Genomic DNA, 20,257 nt, shown 5'->3' with positions numbered 1-20,257 from the left:
AAGTTGAAAACTGCGGTGAGCGCGCCGCGTGTGCACGGATCGATGACTTCTGTTGGTGAGAATGCAGTCACGCGCGATCACCTGAGATTCGTTGAGCAGACTTGCGAACGATCTTGCATGCGTATGCACATGTGCACGGTTGGACCTTGGGCTAATTGATGGTTGGACGATGCGAGCCGACGCTCTCCAGCCTCAGAAGAACACCAGGGCTGGACCAATGTCTCGCTTGGGCTGGAGTGGCGCTACAAGAGTGATAGAGCGTGCGTGCTGGCTCCTCGCATGCGTATGGATGGCGATGTATGTTACGGCGCGAACGGATGCGGCCGTCAGCGGGAGCGCCGCTTTGGCACAAGCCACATCGAATGCAGCGCCGGTGAAGGCGCTTGCCGTGCCTCGCGCGCCGGCGCCCAGGATCATTCCGGAGAACGGCCCGCTGGGTTTATTGGAAATTCCTTCTCTCGAGCTGCGCACCGCGCTGTACCCGGATACGAGCGAGATCAATCTCAATCGCGGCGCTGGGCTGATTCGCGGTATGGCCCGACCGGGTGAGGGCGGCAATCTTGGCCTGGCCGCACATCGCGACGGCTTCTTCCGCCCGCTGGAGAGAATTGCAGTCGGCGATGCGATTGAAGTGCGCACCCCCGGCTCTCACTACGTCTATCGTGTCGCGTCGATCGCGATCGTGGATCGCGCCGATGCCGCTCTCTTGCGGCGTACCGCCGAACCCTCCATCACGCTCGTGACCTGCTACCCCTTCCGTTTCGTCGGGCCCGCACCGAAGCGCTTCGTGGTGCGTGGCCGGCTGGACTCGACTCGCGAGTTGCTCGCACCCGGGTCGGTCTTTCCCGGCAGCATCGCCGCCGGGCAGAGAACGGCAGCTCTTTAGGACACAACGAACAGGAGACGATCATGGGTATTCCATCGCGCGTAAATATTGCTCGCGCATTCCTGGCCGCGACGCTCGCTTTCGTTGCCAGTGCAGCGTTCGCACAGAATCCACGGGATTGTGCCGCCGTGACATTCAGCGATGAGGTTCTGGAGCGCTTTCCACGGGCGCCCGAGGCTTGCCTCGACGTGATATCCCGCGATGGTCAGGAGTACGCGGTTTTCAACGCGAGGCTCACACAGGTCAGAGGAAACACCATGCGGGTGCGCTTCCAGCATCCCGACGGCTCGCTCGGCCCGACCACGTCCATCGCGGCTCCTAGCGACTTCCGTGTCCTCATCAACGGCGAGCCGACGCGCATACGCGACGTTGCGCCGAATCAGGATCTGAAAGCGTACGTGCAAGTCAGCCGTCCCATGGTTGCGCTGGAGCCGGCCGATACGTCGCAGCGCATGCTGATCGTGCCCCTGGCGGTCGAGCAGGTTGCGGAGCAAGGCGCCGGGGAAGAAATGGCAACCGATCGAACCCGGTTGGCCGAGGCCACTGATCCCGAGATGCCCGCTACCGCCGGTCCCGGGCCGGTGTTCGCCCTCTTCAGTGTGGTGTTTGCGTGTGCAGCGCTCTGCTTGCGAGCACTGCGTTTCTCATGACCTTGCAGGAGTCCGATCATGACAAGGATATTTCCGGCTGTTTCTTTGCTTGCTTCGCTGGCGTGTCTGTCCGTTGCGGCGCTGGCACAGGATGATCCCCAAAAGTTCTCCTCAGCCAACGTGACCAAGACGTCGGCGACCGTGGAGTCCGTGGATCAGGACGCCAGATCGCTAGTGCTGCGCAACTCCGAAGGTGACCGCACGCTGCTGGTCGTCGGTCCGGAAGTTCGCAACTTCGAACAGATCGAGCCCGGCGATCGAGTATCGGCGACGTATCGCGAAGCGATTCTGGCCGAAGTGCTGCCCAAAGGCTCGGAATCCAGCGAGCCGCGTGCCAGTGTCGCGAAGAGTCGCGCCGCGCCGGGCGAGCGGCCGGCCGCCGCGGTCGGTGCGACAGTATCGACCGATGTCGTCATCGAGTCTGTTGATCAGTCATTCGACACGGTGACGTTCAAGCGGCCCGACGGCATCGTGCGTACCGTTGCAGTGGAGGATCCGAAAGCATCGCAATTCATCCACAACTTGAACCCCGGCGACGAGGTACGAGTCACCTACACCGAGGCCACGGCGATCGCGGTGACACCGGAACAGTGATGGTGGCCTGGTGAAAGTGCTACTGCGCTGTAGGGCAACAGTATCCCGGGACATTGCCGATATATCCGGGTCATGGAGCGGACCGGCTCGGAAAGCGGCTTGCGATTCGGCAATTGCTGATCTACTCGAGTTAGTAGCTGCCGCATGATCGCTGCGGAAGTCCTTGACTGCAATGGTGTCTCGCGAATGGCGGAGATGGCAGGTTGCAAGCAGCGGGCATTGCTGCCCGATCGTGTGCTGGGTTTGATACCGGTGGCGATGCCGGCACTGTGCATGCAACGCGAGATATATCGTCGCGTGCATGGCGACCGTGGTCGTGGGGCAAGGAAGCATGGGATCGCATTGGAAGGGTTCGGGTCGAGACGTGCTCGGCCCAAGTCATAGCGACTGGCCATTGCCGACTGGCGAGGGAGATCTCGTGAGCAGGACACCTCCAACCGTGTTCATCGTCGATGACGATGCCGATGTGAGGCGAGCATTGGCCCGCCTGCTGTCCGCAGCTCGATACAACACGCGCTCGTTCGGTTCTGCGGTGGAGTTCCTGGAACATCACGATCCGAGCGTGCCCGGTTGTCTGTTGCTGGATCTGGCGATGCCCGATCGCAGCGGGCTGGAAGTGCAATCGGCGCTGGCCGAAGAGGATTGTCATCGACCCATCGTGTTCCTGAGCGGCCATGGCAGCATCGCCGAGAGTGTGGTCGCGATGCGCGCCGGAGCCATCAACTTTCTCACCAAGCCGGTGGACAACGAGGAATTGCTGGCCGCGCTGGAGGAAGCGCTGCGTCTGGATGAGGAGCAGCGTCGCGCCACCAGTCTCAAGGAGATCGTCCAGGAGCGGATCGCGACGCTGACGCCCCGCGAGCGCGAGGTGCTGGCGCACGTGGTGGAAGGCCGCATGAACAAACAAATCGCCGGCGATCTCGGCACCGTGCTGAAGACCATCAAGGTGCATCGGGCACGAGTGATGCACAAGATGCGCGTGCGCTCGCTCGCGCAGCTGGTGAAGCTGATCTCTGCATCGGGGGTCGTACTGGAACGTCAGAAGCGTGGCCCCGAACCCGTGGCCGAGCTGCCGTTCAATGCGGCGCTGGAGCCGAAGGACGGCCGCCGCTCGCTCGGGCACGGCGCCGCTCACTGGTGAGCGGCCCGCTCAGAACGAACCCTTGTCAGAACGACCGGCCGATGGTGATGCCGATGCCCAGATCGCTCTTTTCATATTGCTGCGGCGGATCGCTGTTGTAGCTCTCGTACAGGTACAGCGCCCAGTAGAAATCGTTGACGATTTCCCGGCGCAGGCTGCTCTGCACTTCGACGCGCACGCGCGAATCGTCGGGCGCATAGTATGTGGTGGCTTCGAACTGCAGTTCATTGTCGCCGCCCACATCGAACCAGTCCCACTCGATTGCCGCGTGCACTTCGAACAGGGTATCGCTGTCCAGTCCACGGAATTTCTCGCGATCGGCATCCACGCCGCCATACATCGAAAAGATCGCGCGATGTGACTGGCTGAGGGTACGGCCGAGCGCGAGGCCCAGCAGCGCCCGGGAGTCCAGGTCCAGCTCGCGGTCTTCTTCGATGATCGCCTTGCTCAGCACGAACCAGCGGTTCTCGAGCAGCCGGCGCGATGCGATATCGAAATGATTGCGCCGCTGCGCGGTCGAGCTATCGCGCCGGCGCAGCAGGGAACTGATCGAAGCCTCGGTCAGGTGACGTTTGGTGCGATGTTCGAGCGTCGCGTTGAGGGTCCAGTCGATCTCGTCGTTGGCCGACAGAAAATCGAAGCCGGCATCGACGGAGCCGCCGAGCCGCTCGACGAACCGGCTCTTGGAGCTGGGCTCGATCCGCAATACTTCGCTCATGGCGACGCGTCGGGTCATGCCATTCTCGGTGATCGTTACCCGGCCCGCGTTCGCCTCCAGGGTGCCGGTGAAACGCTCGCCCGAGGCGAGCTCGATATAGAAACGATCCGGGCTGCGCAGCTCGAGGACGTTGCTCCAGTCGATGTCGACGCCGCCCGCGCCAGCGATGGAGAACTGCAACTCGCCACGCGACAGTTCAGTGATCGTACCGGTCATGCGGTTGCCGCCATCGACCAACACCACGTCCTCGGCGGATGCGATGGACGCGAGGCCAAACAGCAGCGCCAGCGTCGGCACATATCGAGCTTTCATCTCGCTCTCCCGGCGAACCCGGTGCAATCGCGCTGGTGCAGATTACGTGCTGCCGGCCGCGCTGCTTCATTGGACCAGGGGCTAATTGCGAGCGGGCGTTCCGGGTGCGAGCTTGGGCACCGTATCAGCGCTTTCACGGCCCGGTGTCATGCCGAGGCGGCCCCGATGCATGGGCGAGATGCAGTGTGCGAGATGAAAAAATCATGACCAGAGTGCACATCCTCGGCACCGGCGGCACCATCGCGGGCCAGGGCGCGACCGACACGTCGTCCAGCTATCGACCCGGCTCGGTCATGATCCAGCAGGTGATCGACAGCGTGCCCGGCCTGGACCAGTTGGCCGAGGTGACGGGCGAGCAGTTCGCGCAGGTCAGCAGCCAGGACATGAACGAGCTGTTGTGGCAGGGCCTGGCCAATCGCATCGACGAGTTGTTCGAAGCCGAAGCCGCCGATGGCATCGTGATCACGCATGGCACGGACACTGCCGAGGAGACCGGCTACTTCCTGCACTTGACGGTGAAGTCCAGTCGGCCGGTGGTACTCACCGGCTCGATGCGTCCGGCGACTTCATTGAGCGCAGACGGGCCGTTGAACTTGTACAACGCCGTGTCGGTCGCGGCCGATCTCGAAGCGCGCAATCGCGGCGTGATGCTTGCGATCAACGATGATCTGCACAGCGCTCGCGACGTGACCAAATCCAGCACGACGGACGTGCAGACATTCATTTCGCCGGGGGCCGGATTGCTCGGCACGGCGCGATTGGGCCGCATTCGCTACTACCGGCGACCGGTGCGGCGGCACACCTTGAACTCGATCTTCACGGCCGGCAACGAAGGCCGCTTGCCGCGAGTGGATGTTTTGTACGCGCACGCGGGCATGAGTCCGGACCTGGTGCGTGCAAGCGTTTCTCTCGGCACGCGTGGCATCGTGGTTGCCGGCGTCGGCAACGGCAATGTGCCGGGCCCGGTGGTGCATGCGTTGCGAGAAGCGGTCGAGGCGGGTGTGAGAGTGGTCCGTAGCGCTCGCGTCGGCAACGGAGACGTGGAGCGCGGTGTCGAGCTGGATGACGATGCCTTGGGATTCGTGGTGTCCGATCAGCTCAATCCGCAGAAGAGCCGGGTGCTCTTGCAGTTGTGTCTGGCGCACCACTTGGATAGCAGTGCGGTTCAGAACGCTTTTTATCAGTACTAGCGGGGCACCGCTGGTTTTGCATCGGCCATGAGGGCGAACCATGAATGATCCTCGAGCGGACGAGGCTTTTCGCAGGAGCATCTGTACCCAGCTGCGCTCCGGCGGCGGCTTGCGTAGTGAAGCGGACAGCCTGGGGGAGCGGCAGATTCCCAGCGAAGCGTACTGGGGGGCCAACGTGTCGCGAGCGCTGGAGAACTTTGCGATCAGCGGCCGGCCGATCTCCGTGTATTCGGACTTCATCTACGCCTACGCGTGTGTGAAGCAGGCGGCGGCGCGCGCCAATGCCGAGATCGGAGTGCTCGAGCGCTGGAAGGCCGATCTCATCGATCGGGCCTGTATGGAAATCCGCGAGGGCTCGCTGCGCGATCAATTCGTGGTGGACATCATGCAGGGCGGCGCGGGCACGTCGACCAACATGAACTTCAACGAGGTGATCGCGAATCGTGCGCTGGAGATCGCCGGCTATGCGAGGGGCGACTACGGGCGGATCGATCCCAATGACGACGTGAATCGCAGCCAGAGCACCAACGATACCTATCCCACCGCATTGAAAATCGGTTTGCATCTGGCGCTGGATCGCCTGCAGGCCGAGCTGGCCCTGCTGGCGACGGCGCTGCACTCCAAGGGCGCCGAGTTCGCCGGCATCGTGAAGATCGGCCGCACCCAGTTACAGGATGCCGCGCCGATGACTCTGGGCCAGGAATTCCAGGCGTTCGCGGTGTCGCTCGGCGAGGAGTGTCTCAGCTTCGAACACGTGATGAGACAGTTGTGCGAGATCAGCCTGGGCGCGACGGCCATCGGTACTGGCATCGCCGCGCATGCACGCTACGCGGACGCGGCCCGGCGGCATCTCGCCGATATCACAGGCTATCCGCTGCGGACCGCGCCGGATCTGATCGAGGCCACCACCGATGTCGGATGTTTCATGGAGCTGTCCGGCGCGTTGAAGCGCTGTGCCATGAAGCTCTCGAAACTCTGCAACGATTTGCGGCTGCTCAGCTCGGGGCCGCAGGCGGGCCTGGGCGAGATCACGTTGCCGGCACGCCAGGCCGGTTCGAGCATCATGCCGGGCAAGGTGAATCCCGTGATTCCCGAGGCGGTCAACCAGGTGGCGTTCGTGGTCGCCGGCGGCGATGTGACATTGACCATGGCGGCCGAAGCCGGTCAGCTGCAGCTCAACGCCTTCGAGCCGGTGATGGCACACGTGCTGTTCGAGAATCTGAAGTGGCTGACCGCAGCGGTGGCGACACTGCGCGAGCACTGCATCGTCGGAGTGCAGGCGAACGTCGAGCGCCTCGAACGGCATGCGGAATCGTTCGTTGGCGTGATCACCGCGTTGATTCCCTACATCGGCTACGAACCAGCGGCGCGTTTGGCGAAACAGGTGCTGGCCGACGGCGGTGACATCGTTGAGGCGATCGTCGCGTCCGGGTTGCTGAGCCGCGAGCAGGTTTCATCGCTGGTCACGGTCGAGCGGTTGACCGGCGAGCAGCGCAAACATTGACAGGTCGCCGGGCAGCCCCTGCAGGAGAGATCTCATGCGTCAATACTCGGCCAATCAGCTGCTCTCGTTGCTGGACCGGCATGGTCCGCCGTGCATTTCGCTGTATCAGTACACGCATCGGCACCATCCGGACAGCTTGCAGGACCCCATCCGCTATCGAAACCTGTTGAAGCAGATGGAAGGCTCGCTGCTGCAGAAGTACGACAAGCGCACGGTGCGCCCCTTGCTGGAGCGGTTTCAACCGCTGAGCCACGACGGCGAGTTCTGGAATCACCGCACCGATGGGCTGGCGCTGCTGGCCGCGCCCGACCTGTTCGAAATGTTCGAGCTGCAGCGGCCGGTGCAGGAATACCTCATCGTCGCCGACACCTTCTATCTCAAGCCGTTGCTGCGCATCGCGCAGTCGGCCGATCGCTTCCAGCTGCTGTGCCTGACGCGCGATCGGGTGCAGTTGTTCGAAGGCAATCGCGACACGCTCGATCCGGTGGATCTGATCGACACTCCGGCGACGCTCGCCGATGCGCTCGGCACCGAAGTCACTCCGCAGCATCAATCGGTGCGTTCGGCGTCCGGCCAGACGCCCATCTATCACGGCGTGGGACAGAAGAAAGAAGAAGTGGATCGGGACCGTGACCGGTTCTTCCGCGCCGTCGATCGTGGCGTAACGGAAAATCACTCCAAGCCCACCGGGCTGCCGCTGATGCTGGTGGCGTTGACGGAATATCACACGCCGTTTCGCAATGTCAGCCGCAATCCCTGTCTGTTGAGCGTGGGCATCGAGGCCGACCCGGGCGCCATGAGTCTCGATCAGTTGCGTGCGCGCGCCTGGGAGCGGATGGAGCCGCTGTATCTGGAGCGCCTCGCATCCTTGATCAGCGAGCACGAACTGGCCCGAACGCGCCAGCTCGGCTTTCAGGAGCCGTCCGAGGTCGCGGCCGCGGCGGTGGCCGGGCGAGTGCAGGTATTGCTGGTCGAGGCCGACCGGCAGATTGCGGGTCGAGTCGATCCGTTGACCGGCCAGATCGAGGAGGGCGTGCTGTGCGATCCCGAAGTGGGCGACGTGTTGAGCGATCTCGCCGGGATGGTGTTGCGAATGAAAGGGCAGGTCATCGTGGTTCCGCGGGAACGGATGCCCTGTGAGACCGGCGTCGCCGCGACGTGTCGGTTCTGACTCGCACCAGGGGCAGCAAGCCGACGAAGGTCAGCCCGGCGAGCGCGAAGAACGACAGCTTGAGCGCGAACAGTCGCGCGTCGGTGTTGATCTGGACCACGTTCGCAATGTGCTCGGGCGTCAGCGGCGAGTTTTCCAGGGCTTGTTGCAAGCGATCGTTGCTGATGAAAGCGACGCGGTTCAAGTCGAGATGCGCCCGCAGCTCGCTGTCGATGGCCGGATTGCGTGCCAGGTGCTGATTCACATTGAGACTGAGCACACCAATGACCATCGCACCAGCCAGAGCGGCGCCGACCGCGGCTGCGAAGTGACTGGTCGCCGAGCACAGCGGCTCGACATCGGCCGATACTTCCATAGGAGCAGCCGCCGCCAGTGCCTTGAACAGCATCGTCGCGAGCGCGCCTTCACCCAGACCGACGAGCGCCAGGCTGAGCACCACCGATGCATCGCTCCAGTCGTTGCGTACGATCGCTCCGAGCCACACCAGTCCCATGCCTACGGCAATGAAGGCGAGGCGAGTGGCGTTGCGTATCACCGGGGAGCTGCTGAACCGGCCAACCAGCAAAGCGCCGACAAAGCTCGCGACCGTGAAGGGAACCAGAGCGTAAGCGGTGTGCAAGCTGCTGCGCCCTTGCACGATCTCTATATAAAGAGGGATCAGGAACGTCACCGCGGAGCTTACCGCCGCGATCGTGAAGATCGACAGCAGCATGGAGCGTTGCTCCGGTGTGTTCAGCAGTTGCATGGCACCGAGCCAGCCGCCTACGTGGCGCCTGCGCAGCCACACCAGCACCAGTTTGATGAGCGCCGTGCCGAACACCATGCCCAGCAGCGCAGGCGAGAGATCGAGTGGGCTGAAAGGCGCCTCCGGCTTCGCTCTGAACACGCCCCAGTTGGTGAGATTGTCGCTGCCCAGGCCGATGAGCAGCAGGGCGAGCGCGACCGCCGCCAGGCCCGTCCATTCGGTGGCGGTGATGGGACGCAGTAGCAGGCCTCGGTCCTGCCGCAAGAACGAGCTGCATACATAGATGACAGTGGCGAGTAACAACAACAGCGTGAAGGTGATCCGCCAATCGATCCAGGTGTCGATGGCGCCGGCGATGAGGAAGGCCGGCGCCAGGCTCAGGCTTCGAATGGCGCTCAGCCGGCCCAGTGCGATGGCGCGGTGCTCACCGCTGTAGTGGTTTGCAATCAACTGCACCGACGCGGGTGTCAGCACCGCGGCCGCGGCGCCAGCCGCCATCTGAGCGCCGACCAGCACGCCCGCGTTCGGGCTCCACGCCATGACCGCCATGGCAGCACCGAACAGCGCGAGGGAAATCCGGAAGATGCGGCGCGCGCCGACCAGGATGGCCAGCCGGGTGCTCGCCAGGACGCTGGCGGCGACCACCAGCGAATACATGATGATGGCGGTCTTCACCGTGCCCGAGCTGGTATCGAAGGCGGTGACGATGCCCTCGATGGAGATCTTGAGCGTGGCGATGTTGAAGACCAGCAACGCCTGGGCGCTGGCGAGAACGCCCAGCGGCAGCCACTGAAATCGCGATGTGCCAGTCACGCAGGGCCTCTTGCAGGGGTGGCGCGGCGCGTGTGGTGAGCATGGGCCAGGCGGCGCGCCGTTTCGTTGGGCCTTGGCCCAATGGAACTTCTGGCGCGGTGATTCATGCTCGACGGCGTTACCGGTCCAACCTACCAGGGAGACGCCCGATGAGTACCTTGATAGCAGTAGTATTCGATGATCCGACCACGGCGTTCGAGATGCGCGCCTCGCTGCTGAAGATGCAGAAGGAGCATCTGATCGACCTGGAGGATTCGGTGGTGGTCACCAAGACCGAGGCCGGCAAGATCAAGCTGGATCAAGCCACCAGCCTGACTTCCGCGGGCGCCATTGGCGGCGGTTTCTGGGGCATGCTGATCGGCCTGATCTTCCTGAATCCGCTGCTGGGCGCGGCCATCGGCGCGACCGCCGGCGCCGTGTCGGCCAAATTCACCGATATCGGGCTGAACAACCAGATGATGAAAGAGATGGCCGAGTCGTTCAAACCGGGCTCCTCGGCATTGTTCGTGCTCGTGCGCCGCGCCACGGTCGACAAAGTGGTGGCCGGACTGAAGCAGTTCGCCGGTAAGGGCAAGGTGTATCAAACCTCGCTCGACAAGGACAGCGAACAATCGCTGCGTGAGGCACTCGAAGCCGCTTGAGCGGCTGGCGAACCCATATGCCGAAGCGCAGCCACACGTTGAGTCCCGACGAGCTCGATGCCGCGCACGACGAGGCGCGGCACGGCCCGGCCGGCAAATCCATTTTCGAGAGATTCCTCGATGTGGTCGAGCGGGTGGGGAACAAGGTTCCTCACCCGGTCATCATCTTCGTGATACTGATCGGCGTCGTGATGTTGCTCTCGCACCTGTTCTACATGCTCGGCGCGAGCGCCACCTATCAGTCCATCGATGCCGAGACCGGCGACGTCGAGCAGGTGACGACCCAGGCGCAAAGCCTGCTGACCGGCGACGGACTGCGCTTCATGTTCGAAGGCGTGGTGCAGAACTTCATGGACTTCAACGCCGTCGGCGTGATCATCGTCGCCATGCTGGGTGTCGGCGTCGCCGAGGAGTCCGGCCTCATCAAGGCATTGATACACAAACTCGTGAACGTCGCGCCTCGCGCGGCGATGACCTACATCCTCGTGTTCATCGGCATCCTCTCCAGCATTGCCGCGGATGCCGGATATCTGGTGCTGATTCCGCTTGCGGCGGCGGCGTTCCTGAGCCTCGGCAGGCACCCCCTCGCTGGCCTCGCCGCGTCTTTCGCGGGCGTCGCCGCCGTGTTCACCGTGAACATCCTGATCAAACCGCTGGATGGCATCCTCACCGGCATCACCAACGATGCCATTCATCTGCTCAACCCCGGGCTGTCGATCGATCTGACGGCGAATTTCTGGTTCTCGGTGGCCTCCGTTGTACTGCTGACCTTGGCTGTGGCGTTCATCACGGAGCGAGTCGTCGAGCCAAGGCTTGGGACATATGCCGGGGGCGAGCCCGCGGTGACGCGCAGTGCCATGAGTCCGGAGGAATCGCGCGGGCTGCGCTTTTCCGGTTATGCATTGCTCGCGGTGCTGGCGGTGTTCGCGCTGCTCTCGCTGCCACCCGGCGCCCCGCTACGCAATGAGGAAACCGGCGCGCTCATCGGCGACTCGCCGTTCATGAACGGGCTGATCGTGTTCATCATGATTTTGTTTCTGGCCGCGGGCTGGGCCTATGGCAAGGGCGCGGGTACGATGAACAGCACCGTCGACGTTGTGAATGCAATGGAGAAGGCCATCCGTGGCCTCGCCGGGCTGCTGTTCCTGCTGTTCGTCATCAGCCAGTTCCTGGCGTTCTTCAACTACAGCAACATGGCGACGCTGGCCGCGGTGAATCTCGGCGACATGCTCGAGAACGCCGGCCTGGGGCCGCTCACCCTGTTGATCGGATTCGTGGTGGTGGTGGCGCTGCTCGATCTGATCATGACCGGCGCGATTCCCAAGTGGGCCATTTTCGCGCCGGTGTTCGTGCCGCTGCTGATGCGGCTCAACGTCGAGCCCGAAGCGGTGCTGGCCGCCTATCGCGTTGCCGACGGTCCGTTCAATGCGATCTCGCCGTTGAATGCCTATTTCGCGTTGATCGTGTCATTCGCGCAGAAGTACGACGCCAAGGCCGGCGTCGGTACCGTCATCGCGCTGATGCTGCCGTACGTGATCGTGGTGCTGGTGCTGTGGATCGCGCTGCTCGCCGCCTGGCACTTGTTGGGGATTCCGTGGGGTCTGTAGCTCGTCAAGTCCGTAACTCGTTGGAGAGGTGCTGAGATGGCCGCTCGCGCAAAATCTGCCAGTATGCCCGGTGTTTCATCGCATGCCCGGCCGGCCGATCTGGTACGGCAGCGCGAGCCGGTACAAATCAACCTGCGGTCGGCGTCACAGATCGGCAGAGCGGACGTGCTGGTGCTTGGAGTGTTCGCCGACGGCTCGTTGCCGCGGGCGGCGCAGCCGTTCGATGCCGCTCTGAGCGGACGGTTGCAGGAGCTGGCGAAACAGGCTCACTTGCCGCCCAAGCTTGGCGAAACAATGATGCTGTACTACGCCTCCGGCGATGATGCCCGGCGTGTTCTGTTGGTCAGCCTCGGGCCGCGCAACGAGCTCGATGCCAAGGCCTATCTGAAGGCACTGGCAGCGGCCGCCCGAGCGCTGGCCGCGAGCGATGCCCGTCGCATCGAGATGCTCGTGCCGGATCTGCCGGACAAGAAGCATTCGGACGAATGGCGTGTGCAACAGGCCAGCCGCGTCGTTTCGGACGGCTACTACAAGTTCGCGGCGCCAGTGACAGCGCCGGAGTCATCGCAGGCGACATCGACTGATGCACCCAAGGGAGCACAGAAGAGCGACGCGACTCCGCAGCTGTCGCTGATGATCGAGGCCGAGGTCACACCCGAGCTCGAATACGCGGCGCGTGCCGGCCGTGCGATCGCCGAAGGCATGGCTCTCACCAAGGATCTGGGAAATCTGCCCGGCAACGTCTGTCATCCAGGCTATCTTGCCGACGCAGCTCGCGCGCTCGGCAAAGAGCTCGGCTTCGCGGTGGAAGTGCTGGAGCGCGAGGATATGGCGAAGCTGGGCATGGGGTCCGCGCTCTCCGTAGGTCGCGCTTCCGAGCAGCCTTGCCGCTTCATCGTGATGAAGTACTTCGGCAGCGAAGCGGACGAGAAGCCCATCGTGCTGATCGGCAAAGGGGTGACATTCGACACCGGCGGCGTTTCGCTCAAGCCCGGCGAAGACCTCGACATGATGAAGTACGACATGTGTGGCGCGGCCAGCGTGTTCGGCGCGATCAAGACGGTCGCTCGCCTGGCATTGCCGTTGAACGTGATTGGAATCGTGGGAGCGGTGGAGAACATGCCCGGCGGCAGTGCCAGCCGTCCGGGCGATGTTGTCCGGTCGATGTCCGGATTGACCATCGAGATTCTCAATACCGATGCCGAAGGCAGGCTGGTGCTCTGCGACGCAATGACATACGCCGAGCGATTTCAGCCCGCGTGCGTCATCGACATCGCTACGCTCACCGGGGCGTGCGTGATTGCACTGGGATCGCAGACCAGCGGTCTGTTCGCCAACGACGACGCGCTTGCGGATGAGTTGCTGATGTGTGGGACGGATACCGGCGACCGCGCGTGGCGCATGCCGCTGTGGGAGGAGTACCAGGAACAGTTGAAGAGCAACTTCGCGGATATGAGCAATCTCGGTGGCCGGCCCGCGGGCGCGGTGACTGCCGCCTGTTTCCTGTCCCGTTTCGCGAAAAACTACCGATGGGCGCACCTGGACATCGCGGGGACCGCTTCGGTGGGCGGCGATCGCAAGGGAGCGACGGGTCGACCGGTCCCGCTGCTGTCGGAGTTTCTGCTGAAGCGCGCCGTGCAAGCGCGCGCCTGATGTGCAGGAGCTTGCGTGGCCCGGCACGGCACGCGGTTGGTACTGGGGTGGCTGGCGCGCATCACGGGTCACTTGATTCAAGCGCTGCTGGTCCTGTGGGGCGCGCTGGCTCTCTGGTTCTGGCCGGTGCAGTCGACGGCCTTGCGGCTGGCGGCGGCGATCGGCTTCGCGGCATTTGGCATCTACGCACTCTGGCGTACTCGCTCGCGCCGCGTCTGGCTGACCTTCGCGGCGTTGTTCGTCGTGCTGGTGCTCGGCTGGAGCACCATCCGCCCGCGGCTGGATCGTGACTGGCGTGCCGATGTGGCCGTCTTGCCGCGGGCCTATATCAAGGGCGATGTAGTGCGCATCGTCGGCGTGCGCGATTTCGACTATCGCAGCCAGAACGATTTCACGCCACGCTATGTGGAGCGCGAGGTCCGGCTCTCGCAGCTGACCGGAGTGGATTTCTATATCTCCTATTGGATGCCCGGTCCCATCGGACACACGTTCCTCAGCTTCATGTTCGAAGATCAGCAGCCCATCAGCATCTCGATCGAGGCGCGGCCCGAGGCGCACGAAGGCTTCGCGCCGGTCGGTTCGTTGTTCAAGCAATTCGAGCTGATCTATGTGGTGGGGCAGGAGCGGGACGTGGTCGGGGTGCGCACCAATCACCGGGGTGAGAATGTCTATCTCTACCGGATCAGCACCACCGACGAGAATGCGCGCCGCTTGTTTCTGATCTACCTGGAGCGGCTCAACCAGCTGGCGGAGCGCGCCGAGTTCTATCATCTGCTGAGCAACAACTGCACTCTCAATATCGTGCGTTACGCCAACGCGGTCGGCCCGGGCGCGGGCTTCGACATCCGGCACTATCTCAACGGTCTGTTCGACGGCTATTTGTATCAGCGCAGCTTGCTCGATACCTCGGTGCCGTTCGATGACCTGCGCAGAAGCGCATGGATCAATGAGGTGGCCCGGGGAGCCGGCGCGGCCGAGGATTTTCCTCGGCGAATCCGCGTACAGCTCGACAATCGAAATTGGACCAAGGGGGCATTGCCGCCTGTGACGCAGCACGGCGACAGTCCCGCCAACGCGTCCTTCCAACAGAGAGAGGAGCCATGACCGCCGAGCATGGTCGTCTGCGCGAAGCCGATGAGCGCGGCGTGCCGTGGCGCAAGTGGGGCCCCTACTTGCGAGATTGCGCCGCCCCTGGCGGCCGCGAGCGCTCCCACAGCAACCGGCCCGCGAAACAGGATATCAAACAAGAGCCCTGGGTCGCGTGGGCCTATCAAAGCAGCGCCGACGGGCCGGCCGGCATTTGCGATGACCAGATGCGGTTGTGCTTTGGCATTGCCATTCGCGGTGGCAACGACTGCGGCTTGCAGGAACGGTTGCTGGTCATGCCGGTAACCCGACGTTGCAACCAGGCCGACAACCTGCCGACACACTCATATATACGTGCTCGCCAGCGCTACCTGCAGCAGGGGAGGGCTCCAACCAGCCGTGACGCGGCCTGCTTCGACGTGGTGGTGGAGTATGCGAAGTGCGCGCCCGAGGAGATCCTGATTCAGCTCGAAGTGAAGAATACCGGCCAGGAAACGGCGACGCTGCAGGTATTGCCACAACTCTGGCTGGGTCCGAATGCGAGCGCCGTCGCCAGCTCGCAGGCCGTCATGGAGCGGGCCATGGGGGGCATCGACGTGCCATGCCTGGCCGTGCGTCATCCGGCGCTGGGTTCGTACTATCTGCATTGCGAGCTGGCGGGCTCGTTTCTTTTCACCGGTACGCGAGCCGCCGCTCACTACATGCTGATTCTCGCGCCGCGCGGCGTGCAACGCATTCGGATGCTGTTGACCGACAGCACGGCCTCCATGGCCAAACCCTCGCTGGACAAGCTGTTCGCCAGCCTCAAGCAGCATCGGCAGGACGCGAACGAATTCTTCGCGGTCGTCACCTATGCGTGCGACGGCACTGCCGGAGCCTTCGATGCACGAGGCGCCTTCTGCAAGATGCTATGGAACAAAGCGGTGTGGATGTCGGCGGTGACGGGATGGTCGTTCGACCGGCGGCCGAGCGCCGAGCGGCCAGGAGTGGTCCGCGGGCCTGCCTCGTTCCGGCTGGAAGTTGCCCAGGTGGTCGCATCGCCCGACAAGCGAGAGTGCCCGCATATCGAGTCGCCCGCGTGGTTGCTGCACACCCTGGCACTCGCATGCATCGATGCTGATCTCGCGGCTCGTCAGCTGCAGTGGCTGCTGAACGGGACATTGAAATATCGCAGTTGCGGGGTCGTCCCCATGCATCATGAATGGCAGGCGCTCAAACCGTGGGCGGCGCTGCTGATGTATCGGCTGCAAAGGCCGCGCCGTCCGAGACATGCCCGCGCCGACCTGGCGGACAACTTCGAAGCATTGTCGTCGCAGACAGCAGGCGGCGGCTGGACCGCGATACATGCGCAAAGCATGCTCGACATAGCGCTGGAGCTGGCGATTCACGATGCTCGTTATGAACAGCGCGCGATCGAATGCTATGTGCTGTTCGTCGCCGCCGTGGCGGCTTTGGATTGCGAGGCAACCTTGTTGGATAGCCCCTGCGAAGGGGCCGACGACGATCCGGGATTGCGGCTGGTCATCAGCGACCGGATGCATTTCCAGGTGCTGTCTTCGCTGGGTTCGATGGCGTTGAATGGGGCGGTGGCGTTTCGGGCCGGAGCGCTCGCGAGCTTGCCGAGATTCCGCGAGCGGGTGCGCTCGATTCATCGCGAGCACACGGATCGCATCTGCAGGCCAACCCACTTGCGAGGCGTATTGCAGCGGGTGTTTGGCGCGCTTGGCAGTTCGGTCTGGCAGAGTTGGCCGTCAGGTATGCTGTTGTTGCGCGCGCTGTGGCAGATCGATGCATTGTATGGACGCGCGATTCGCGTGCGATGTCCCTCTGCAGGCGGCGCGATGATGAGTTGCGCCGAGCTGAGCCAATGGATCGTTCGTCAACATGTTGCCGCTCGCGTAGCCGAAGTCCATCGCGACCGGCTGTTGGGGTTCTGCGAGAGCGTGTATGAGCGGGGCGCCGCGAACGCGGGACAGAAGACGGGATGGGCCGGCCGGGCTGCAGCCATGATCTGTGCGTCCTGGAGTTACTGGCCATTCGATGGCAGCGGTCTGCAGTCCACCGCGACGATCGAGCACGCCCGCACCCGAGACTCAAAGGCGCAGGTGTCGGGCTTGAAGCTGATCCGGCGTTAGCCCTTGGTCCATCTTTCGTTCGGCGGGCGGCTGGGTAGCATCGCTGCAGGCGGCGTGTGTGGCCGGCATTACCTGAAAGGAGAATTGACATGAACTCTCTGGCACGATCGATCGTTGGCGCCGCGGTGGCCGCTGCGGCCGTGTACTTCATGGACCCAGCGAACGGCCATCAACGCCGGCTGCTGCTGCAGGATGGTTGCCGGCGCGCGGCGCGACGAGTCGAATGGAGTACGCGCAATCTGCGGCGAGATGCATCCGGGCCCTCCCACTACTTTGGAGCACGAGCCGGTGCCGTCCCCAAACCTGCATCTGACAGGAAAGTGAGCAAACACGTCTGCGGCGCCGTGCGCCATGCCGTCTCCCATCCCGAAGACGTCTCGGTCGCTGTGGATCATGGACATGTGATCCTGCGGGGCAAGCTGCAGCCGCACGAGCATCAGCGTGTGCTCGATGAAGTGCGCCGCCAGCCAGGTGTGATCTTGATCACCGATCATCTGAGCGAGCGTCGTGGCAACGGCGAATATTCTTTAGTAGACAACGGACATTCCTTCAAATCGGCGGCAGGACGCAGCGGCTGGAGCACCACTGGCCGCGTGCTCGCAGGTTGCGCCGGCGGTGCGCTGTTGTACTTTGGCGTGCGCGAGCGCAAGACGTTGGGCGAGATCGCTACCGCGATTGCCGAGGAAGTTCGGCACGTCATGGAGCGAAATCTGCAGGAAGGGTTCGATGCCGCGAAGGATACGGTGGCGGCGGCTGAAGAAGGACTGGCCGGGACGGCGCGAACCGCGGCGAAGAAGGTGGACGAGGGCATGGAGTGGGCCGAGGCCAAGAGCTCGGATGTGATGGAAGAATACGCACAGAAGCGCGGACGGCAGCCCGACATCGCCGGGACCGCACACTAGGGGCCAGGCTGCAGCGCGTCCTCCAGCACGCGCTTCAGCTCGTCCGCCGTGCAAGGTTTTTCCAAGATTGCGTGAAACAGCGCAATGGTTTCGTCGTCACCCGGCGGAGTAGCGGTCAACGCGATGATGGGGATGTGACTGAACTGCGGATGACTGCGCACCAGGCGAGCGATATCGATGCCGCTGCGCTCGGGCATGTGCAGATCCGTGACCACCACATTCGGCTGATCCGCGGCAGTGAGCTGCAGCGCTGCGTTCCAGTCGGCGGCTTCGATGACGTGGTACGACAGAACCCGCAGCAGTCTACCGAGGCTGCTGCGAATCCGATGATCATCGTCGATCAGCAGAACGATCGCACTCATCTTTGCTTTCCAACGGGCTTTGCGCAGGCCGTTACTGTTGCGCCAGAGACCGGATCACCTCGGAAATGTGTGCAGTGTAGTTTGCTGTGCGGGTCACCAGGACCCTGTCGTCCGTTACCGACGTACACGGCGCACGTCCACGTTGGCAGCGCGACCGGGTTCTCGATCCTGTGTACGCATTATCGCGAACCGGTGCAACAGCATTGCCGGGCCAGGACGTACAAATTTTGATTATGTGAGATTCTTATGTGACATTCAGTTCAGCCGCGCGCCATACCGGTCGGTGGGACCGGGATAGGGCATCATCACTTTGGAGCCGACACTGTCGATTTCGAAGGCCAGCGTCGCGCCCATGTCGGCATTGTTCCGCGCCCAGATTCGTCCGCCGTGCGCCTCCACGATGGAACGTGCAATGGCCAGCCCGATGCCCATGCCGTGCTGCTTGCTGGTGAAGAACGAGTCGAAGATTTTCGGCAGATTGTCCGGATCTATGCCCTTGCCGCGGTCGACCACCCGAACTTGGATGTGGGTGGCGTCGCTGCGCGAGGTGTGGATGACGATGCGCCGACGCGATTCGGGCAGGCCCTCCATTGCATCCATGGCATTCAGAATCAGATTCAGCAGCACCTGTTGCAGGCGAACGTAATCGCCGAGTAGAACGGGCAGTTTCGCGTATCGAGCTTCGAGCTGGATGTGCCGCCGCCGTGATTCGACACGCAACAGCTCGACGACATCGCCGACGACTTCGTTGATGTCGATGGGATCGAGCCGCAGCTCATGTTCCTGCATGAGCTCGCGCAATTGATCTATCAGCTCGACCGCGCGGCGGTTGTCGCCGCGGATGTCATTGAAGATTTCCTGAAGCTCGGTGCGATCAACGGGCCTGCCGGCTAGCAGCAGCAATCCCGCCTCGGCGTTGTGATGTATCGCGGCCAGCGGTTGATTGATCTCGTGGGCGATCGATGCCGTGATCTGACCGACCATGGCCAGGCTCGCGAAACGCTCCAGGTTTCGGTTGGTGCGCAGATCCTTGCGGCTGCTGCGATCGGTCATCGTGCCGATCGTTCTCAGCGCGGCGTCTGTGTCGTGCGGTATGTCCCTCTCATGTGGAGCATCGCGCGCGGCGCGGAGGATGAGCGATATGCGTTCATCGCTTTGTCGTTTGGCAAGCGTTGCCCGAGCGGAGGCTGTCTGAGCTTCACGCTGGCGTTCTTCGCCCAGGACGGCGACGACCAGTGATGTGAAAGCGAGCACGATCAAGAACATCTGGAGATCGACCACTGCGTCTTGCGGTATCTGTGCAGCGGCAGCGGCGAACGTGGCGACCAGTGCGAGGGCGACGGCGGTAGCTGTGCTGCCAAAGCGGATCGCGAGCCAGAGCAATGGAACAAAGACCAACACCAGCGGCACCTGCTGGCTGGCAGCGCCGATCGTCAGATAACAAGAAGCAGACAGAGCGGCCGCGACCAGCAGCGCCTCGATGTAGCGCGCCGGAGTGTGCTGTCCCGGCCAGCCAGCTGCGAACAGCAATCCCAGGATGATGCACGAGCCCCAGGTGAGAATGCCGAGTGCGCTCGACAGGGACTCGGCCTGCCATGTCAACGTCGTCAGATCCAGATTCGCGCCCGTTGCCAATGCCACGCCCGGCGAGCCGATGTTCAGCAGCGCGGGTCCCAGCAGGATCACCAGCAGGTAGAGCAGAAATTCCCGCAGGCTCTCAAACGGGTTGGCTATTCCAAGCCAGCGCAAGGCCGCGACGATGCCGATGGTGAGCACAATCGTGTGAGCGGCCTGCCACGCCAGCTGCCACGGCGGCACTCCAATATCCCAATACGCGGCCAGATGAGCAGGCAGCACGGGGAGGGCGATCAACCACCAGCGGCGGTATCGGGTGGTCATCAGCAGTGCGACCAGCACGCCTTGTTGTGGCGACAACGCCGCGACAGTGCTGTCCGGCAGCCGCAACGCCAGCTCCAGGCCGGCCGCCAGGTAATAAAGCAACCCGCACAGGGCCAGGCTCGCCGCCGCGGTTGGGATGCGCACGGCCGAGCCTGCGTGGTCAGAATTCCACGTTACTTTGCCGCTCAACGTTGCTCTCCTCTCGGACATGAGCCTGGCGCGGCAGCCGCGCCGCGCCAATCGAGCAG

17 protein-coding genes are annotated in these 20,257 nt (G+C 63.3%); 13 read left to right on the top strand and 4 right to left on the bottom strand.

Annotated features, from left to right (window positions below; genetic code table 11):
* The first annotated feature begins 343 nt into the window (after nucleotides 1-343).
* From VGE08_RS00930 to VGE08_RS00915, 4 genes are all read left to right on the top strand, one after another.
* Nucleotides 344-886 carry a class D sortase gene (locus tag VGE08_RS00930; protein WP_331065967.1) on the top strand — a complete coding sequence of 181 codons (543 nt, stop codon included), beginning with the start codon at nucleotides 344-346 and terminating at the stop codon, nucleotides 884-886.
* Nucleotides 887-909: 23 nt separating this feature from the next.
* A complete protein-coding gene (locus tag VGE08_RS00925; RefSeq protein WP_331065966.1) occupies nucleotides 910-1,536 on the top strand; it encodes a hypothetical protein in 627 nt (208 codons plus the stop codon).
* A gap of 18 nt (nucleotides 1,537-1,554) precedes the next feature.
* Entirely contained in the window at nucleotides 1,555-2,130 is a 576-nt protein-coding gene (locus tag VGE08_RS00920) for a hypothetical protein (RefSeq protein WP_331065965.1), read from the top strand.
* 418 nt (nucleotides 2,131-2,548) lie between these two features.
* Nucleotides 2,549-3,271, top strand: a complete 723-nt coding sequence (locus VGE08_RS00915; protein WP_331065964.1) for a response regulator transcription factor — start codon at nucleotides 2,549-2,551, stop codon at nucleotides 3,269-3,271.
* 25 nt (nucleotides 3,272-3,296) lie between these two features.
* Here the strand turns inward: VGE08_RS00915 and VGE08_RS00910 are convergent, their stop codons facing one another.
* On the bottom strand, nucleotides 3,297-4,301 hold the full coding sequence (locus VGE08_RS00910; protein ID WP_331065963.1) for a DUF481 domain-containing protein: 1,005 nt from the start codon (nucleotides 4,299-4,301) through the stop codon (nucleotides 3,297-3,299).
* Nucleotides 4,302-4,444: 143 nt separating this feature from the next.
* On the opposite strand from VGE08_RS00910, the gene VGE08_RS00905 reads away from it, so the two are divergent.
* Genes VGE08_RS00905 through VGE08_RS00895 form a run of 3 tightly spaced genes read left to right on the top strand, consistent with a single transcriptional unit; the run spans nucleotide 4,445 to nucleotide 8,166 of the window.
* Nucleotides 4,445-5,491, top strand: coding sequence for an asparaginase (locus tag VGE08_RS00905; RefSeq protein ID WP_414717434.1), 1,047 nt, complete (start codon nucleotides 4,445-4,447; stop codon nucleotides 5,489-5,491).
* 40 nt (nucleotides 5,492-5,531) lie between these two features.
* Nucleotides 5,532-6,995 (top strand): aspartate ammonia-lyase, encoded by a 1,464-nt coding sequence (locus VGE08_RS00900; protein ID WP_331065961.1) that lies wholly within the window; start codon nucleotides 5,532-5,534, stop codon nucleotides 6,993-6,995.
* Nucleotides 6,996-7,029: 34 nt separating this feature from the next.
* Entirely contained in the window at nucleotides 7,030-8,166 is a 1,137-nt protein-coding gene (locus tag VGE08_RS00895; RefSeq protein WP_331065960.1) for a hypothetical protein, read from the top strand.
* On the opposite strand, the gene VGE08_RS00890 is transcribed toward VGE08_RS00895, so the two are convergent.
* Nucleotides 8,102-9,724, bottom strand: coding sequence for an MFS transporter (locus VGE08_RS00890; RefSeq protein ID WP_331065959.1), 1,623 nt, complete (start codon nucleotides 9,722-9,724; stop codon nucleotides 8,102-8,104). The genes VGE08_RS00895 and VGE08_RS00890 overlap by 65 nt on opposite strands.
* A gap of 149 nt (nucleotides 9,725-9,873) precedes the next feature.
* Between VGE08_RS00890 and VGE08_RS00885 the strand changes: the two genes are divergently transcribed.
* From VGE08_RS00885 to VGE08_RS00860, 6 genes are all read left to right on the top strand, one after another.
* The gene (locus VGE08_RS00885; protein ID WP_331065958.1) at nucleotides 9,874-10,365 is read left to right on the top strand and encodes a DUF1269 domain-containing protein; all 492 of its coding nucleotides are present in this window, start codon (nucleotides 9,874-9,876) and stop codon (nucleotides 10,363-10,365) included.
* Nucleotides 10,366-10,382: 17 nt separating this feature from the next.
* Nucleotides 10,383-11,972 (top strand): AbgT family transporter, encoded by a 1,590-nt coding sequence (locus VGE08_RS00880; protein ID WP_331065957.1) that lies wholly within the window; start codon nucleotides 10,383-10,385, stop codon nucleotides 11,970-11,972.
* A gap of 36 nt (nucleotides 11,973-12,008) precedes the next feature.
* Nucleotides 12,009-13,625: a leucyl aminopeptidase gene (locus VGE08_RS00875; RefSeq protein WP_331065956.1), complete on the top strand. Its 1,617-nt coding sequence runs from the start codon at nucleotides 12,009-12,011 to the stop codon at nucleotides 13,623-13,625.
* A 15-nt stretch (nucleotides 13,626-13,640) separates the two neighbouring features.
* Nucleotides 13,641-14,729, top strand: a complete 1,089-nt coding sequence (locus tag VGE08_RS00870; RefSeq protein ID WP_331065955.1) for a DUF4105 domain-containing protein — start codon at nucleotides 13,641-13,643, stop codon at nucleotides 14,727-14,729.
* Nucleotides 14,726-16,846 (top strand): hypothetical protein, encoded by a 2,121-nt coding sequence (locus VGE08_RS00865; protein WP_331065954.1) that lies wholly within the window; start codon nucleotides 14,726-14,728, stop codon nucleotides 16,844-16,846. Before VGE08_RS00870 ends, VGE08_RS00865 begins: the two co-directional genes overlap by 4 nt.
* Nucleotides 16,847-16,935: 89 nt before the next feature.
* Complete coding sequence (locus VGE08_RS00860; protein WP_331065953.1) at nucleotides 16,936-17,748, top strand: hypothetical protein; 813 nt, start codon at nucleotides 16,936-16,938, stop codon at nucleotides 17,746-17,748.
* Here VGE08_RS00860 and VGE08_RS00855 read toward each other — a convergent pair.
* Both VGE08_RS00855 and VGE08_RS00850 read right to left on the bottom strand, forming a co-directional pair.
* Nucleotides 17,745-18,110: a response regulator gene (locus VGE08_RS00855; RefSeq protein ID WP_331065952.1), complete on the bottom strand. Its 366-nt coding sequence runs from the start codon at nucleotides 18,108-18,110 to the stop codon at nucleotides 17,745-17,747. The two genes, VGE08_RS00860 and VGE08_RS00855, sit on opposite strands and share 4 nt — an antisense overlap.
* 255 nt (nucleotides 18,111-18,365) lie before the next feature.
* The gene (locus VGE08_RS00850; RefSeq protein WP_331065951.1) at nucleotides 18,366-20,198 is read right to left on the bottom strand and encodes an ATP-binding protein; all 1,833 of its coding nucleotides are present in this window, start codon (nucleotides 20,196-20,198) and stop codon (nucleotides 18,366-18,368) included.
* Nucleotides 20,199-20,257: the final 59 nt, after the last annotated feature.

Source organism: Steroidobacter sp. (genome assembly GCF_036406195.1).
Taxonomy (GTDB): Bacteria; Pseudomonadota; Gammaproteobacteria; order Steroidobacterales; family Steroidobacteraceae; genus Steroidobacter.
This window is presented reverse-complemented; position numbering and strand designations above follow the sequence as displayed.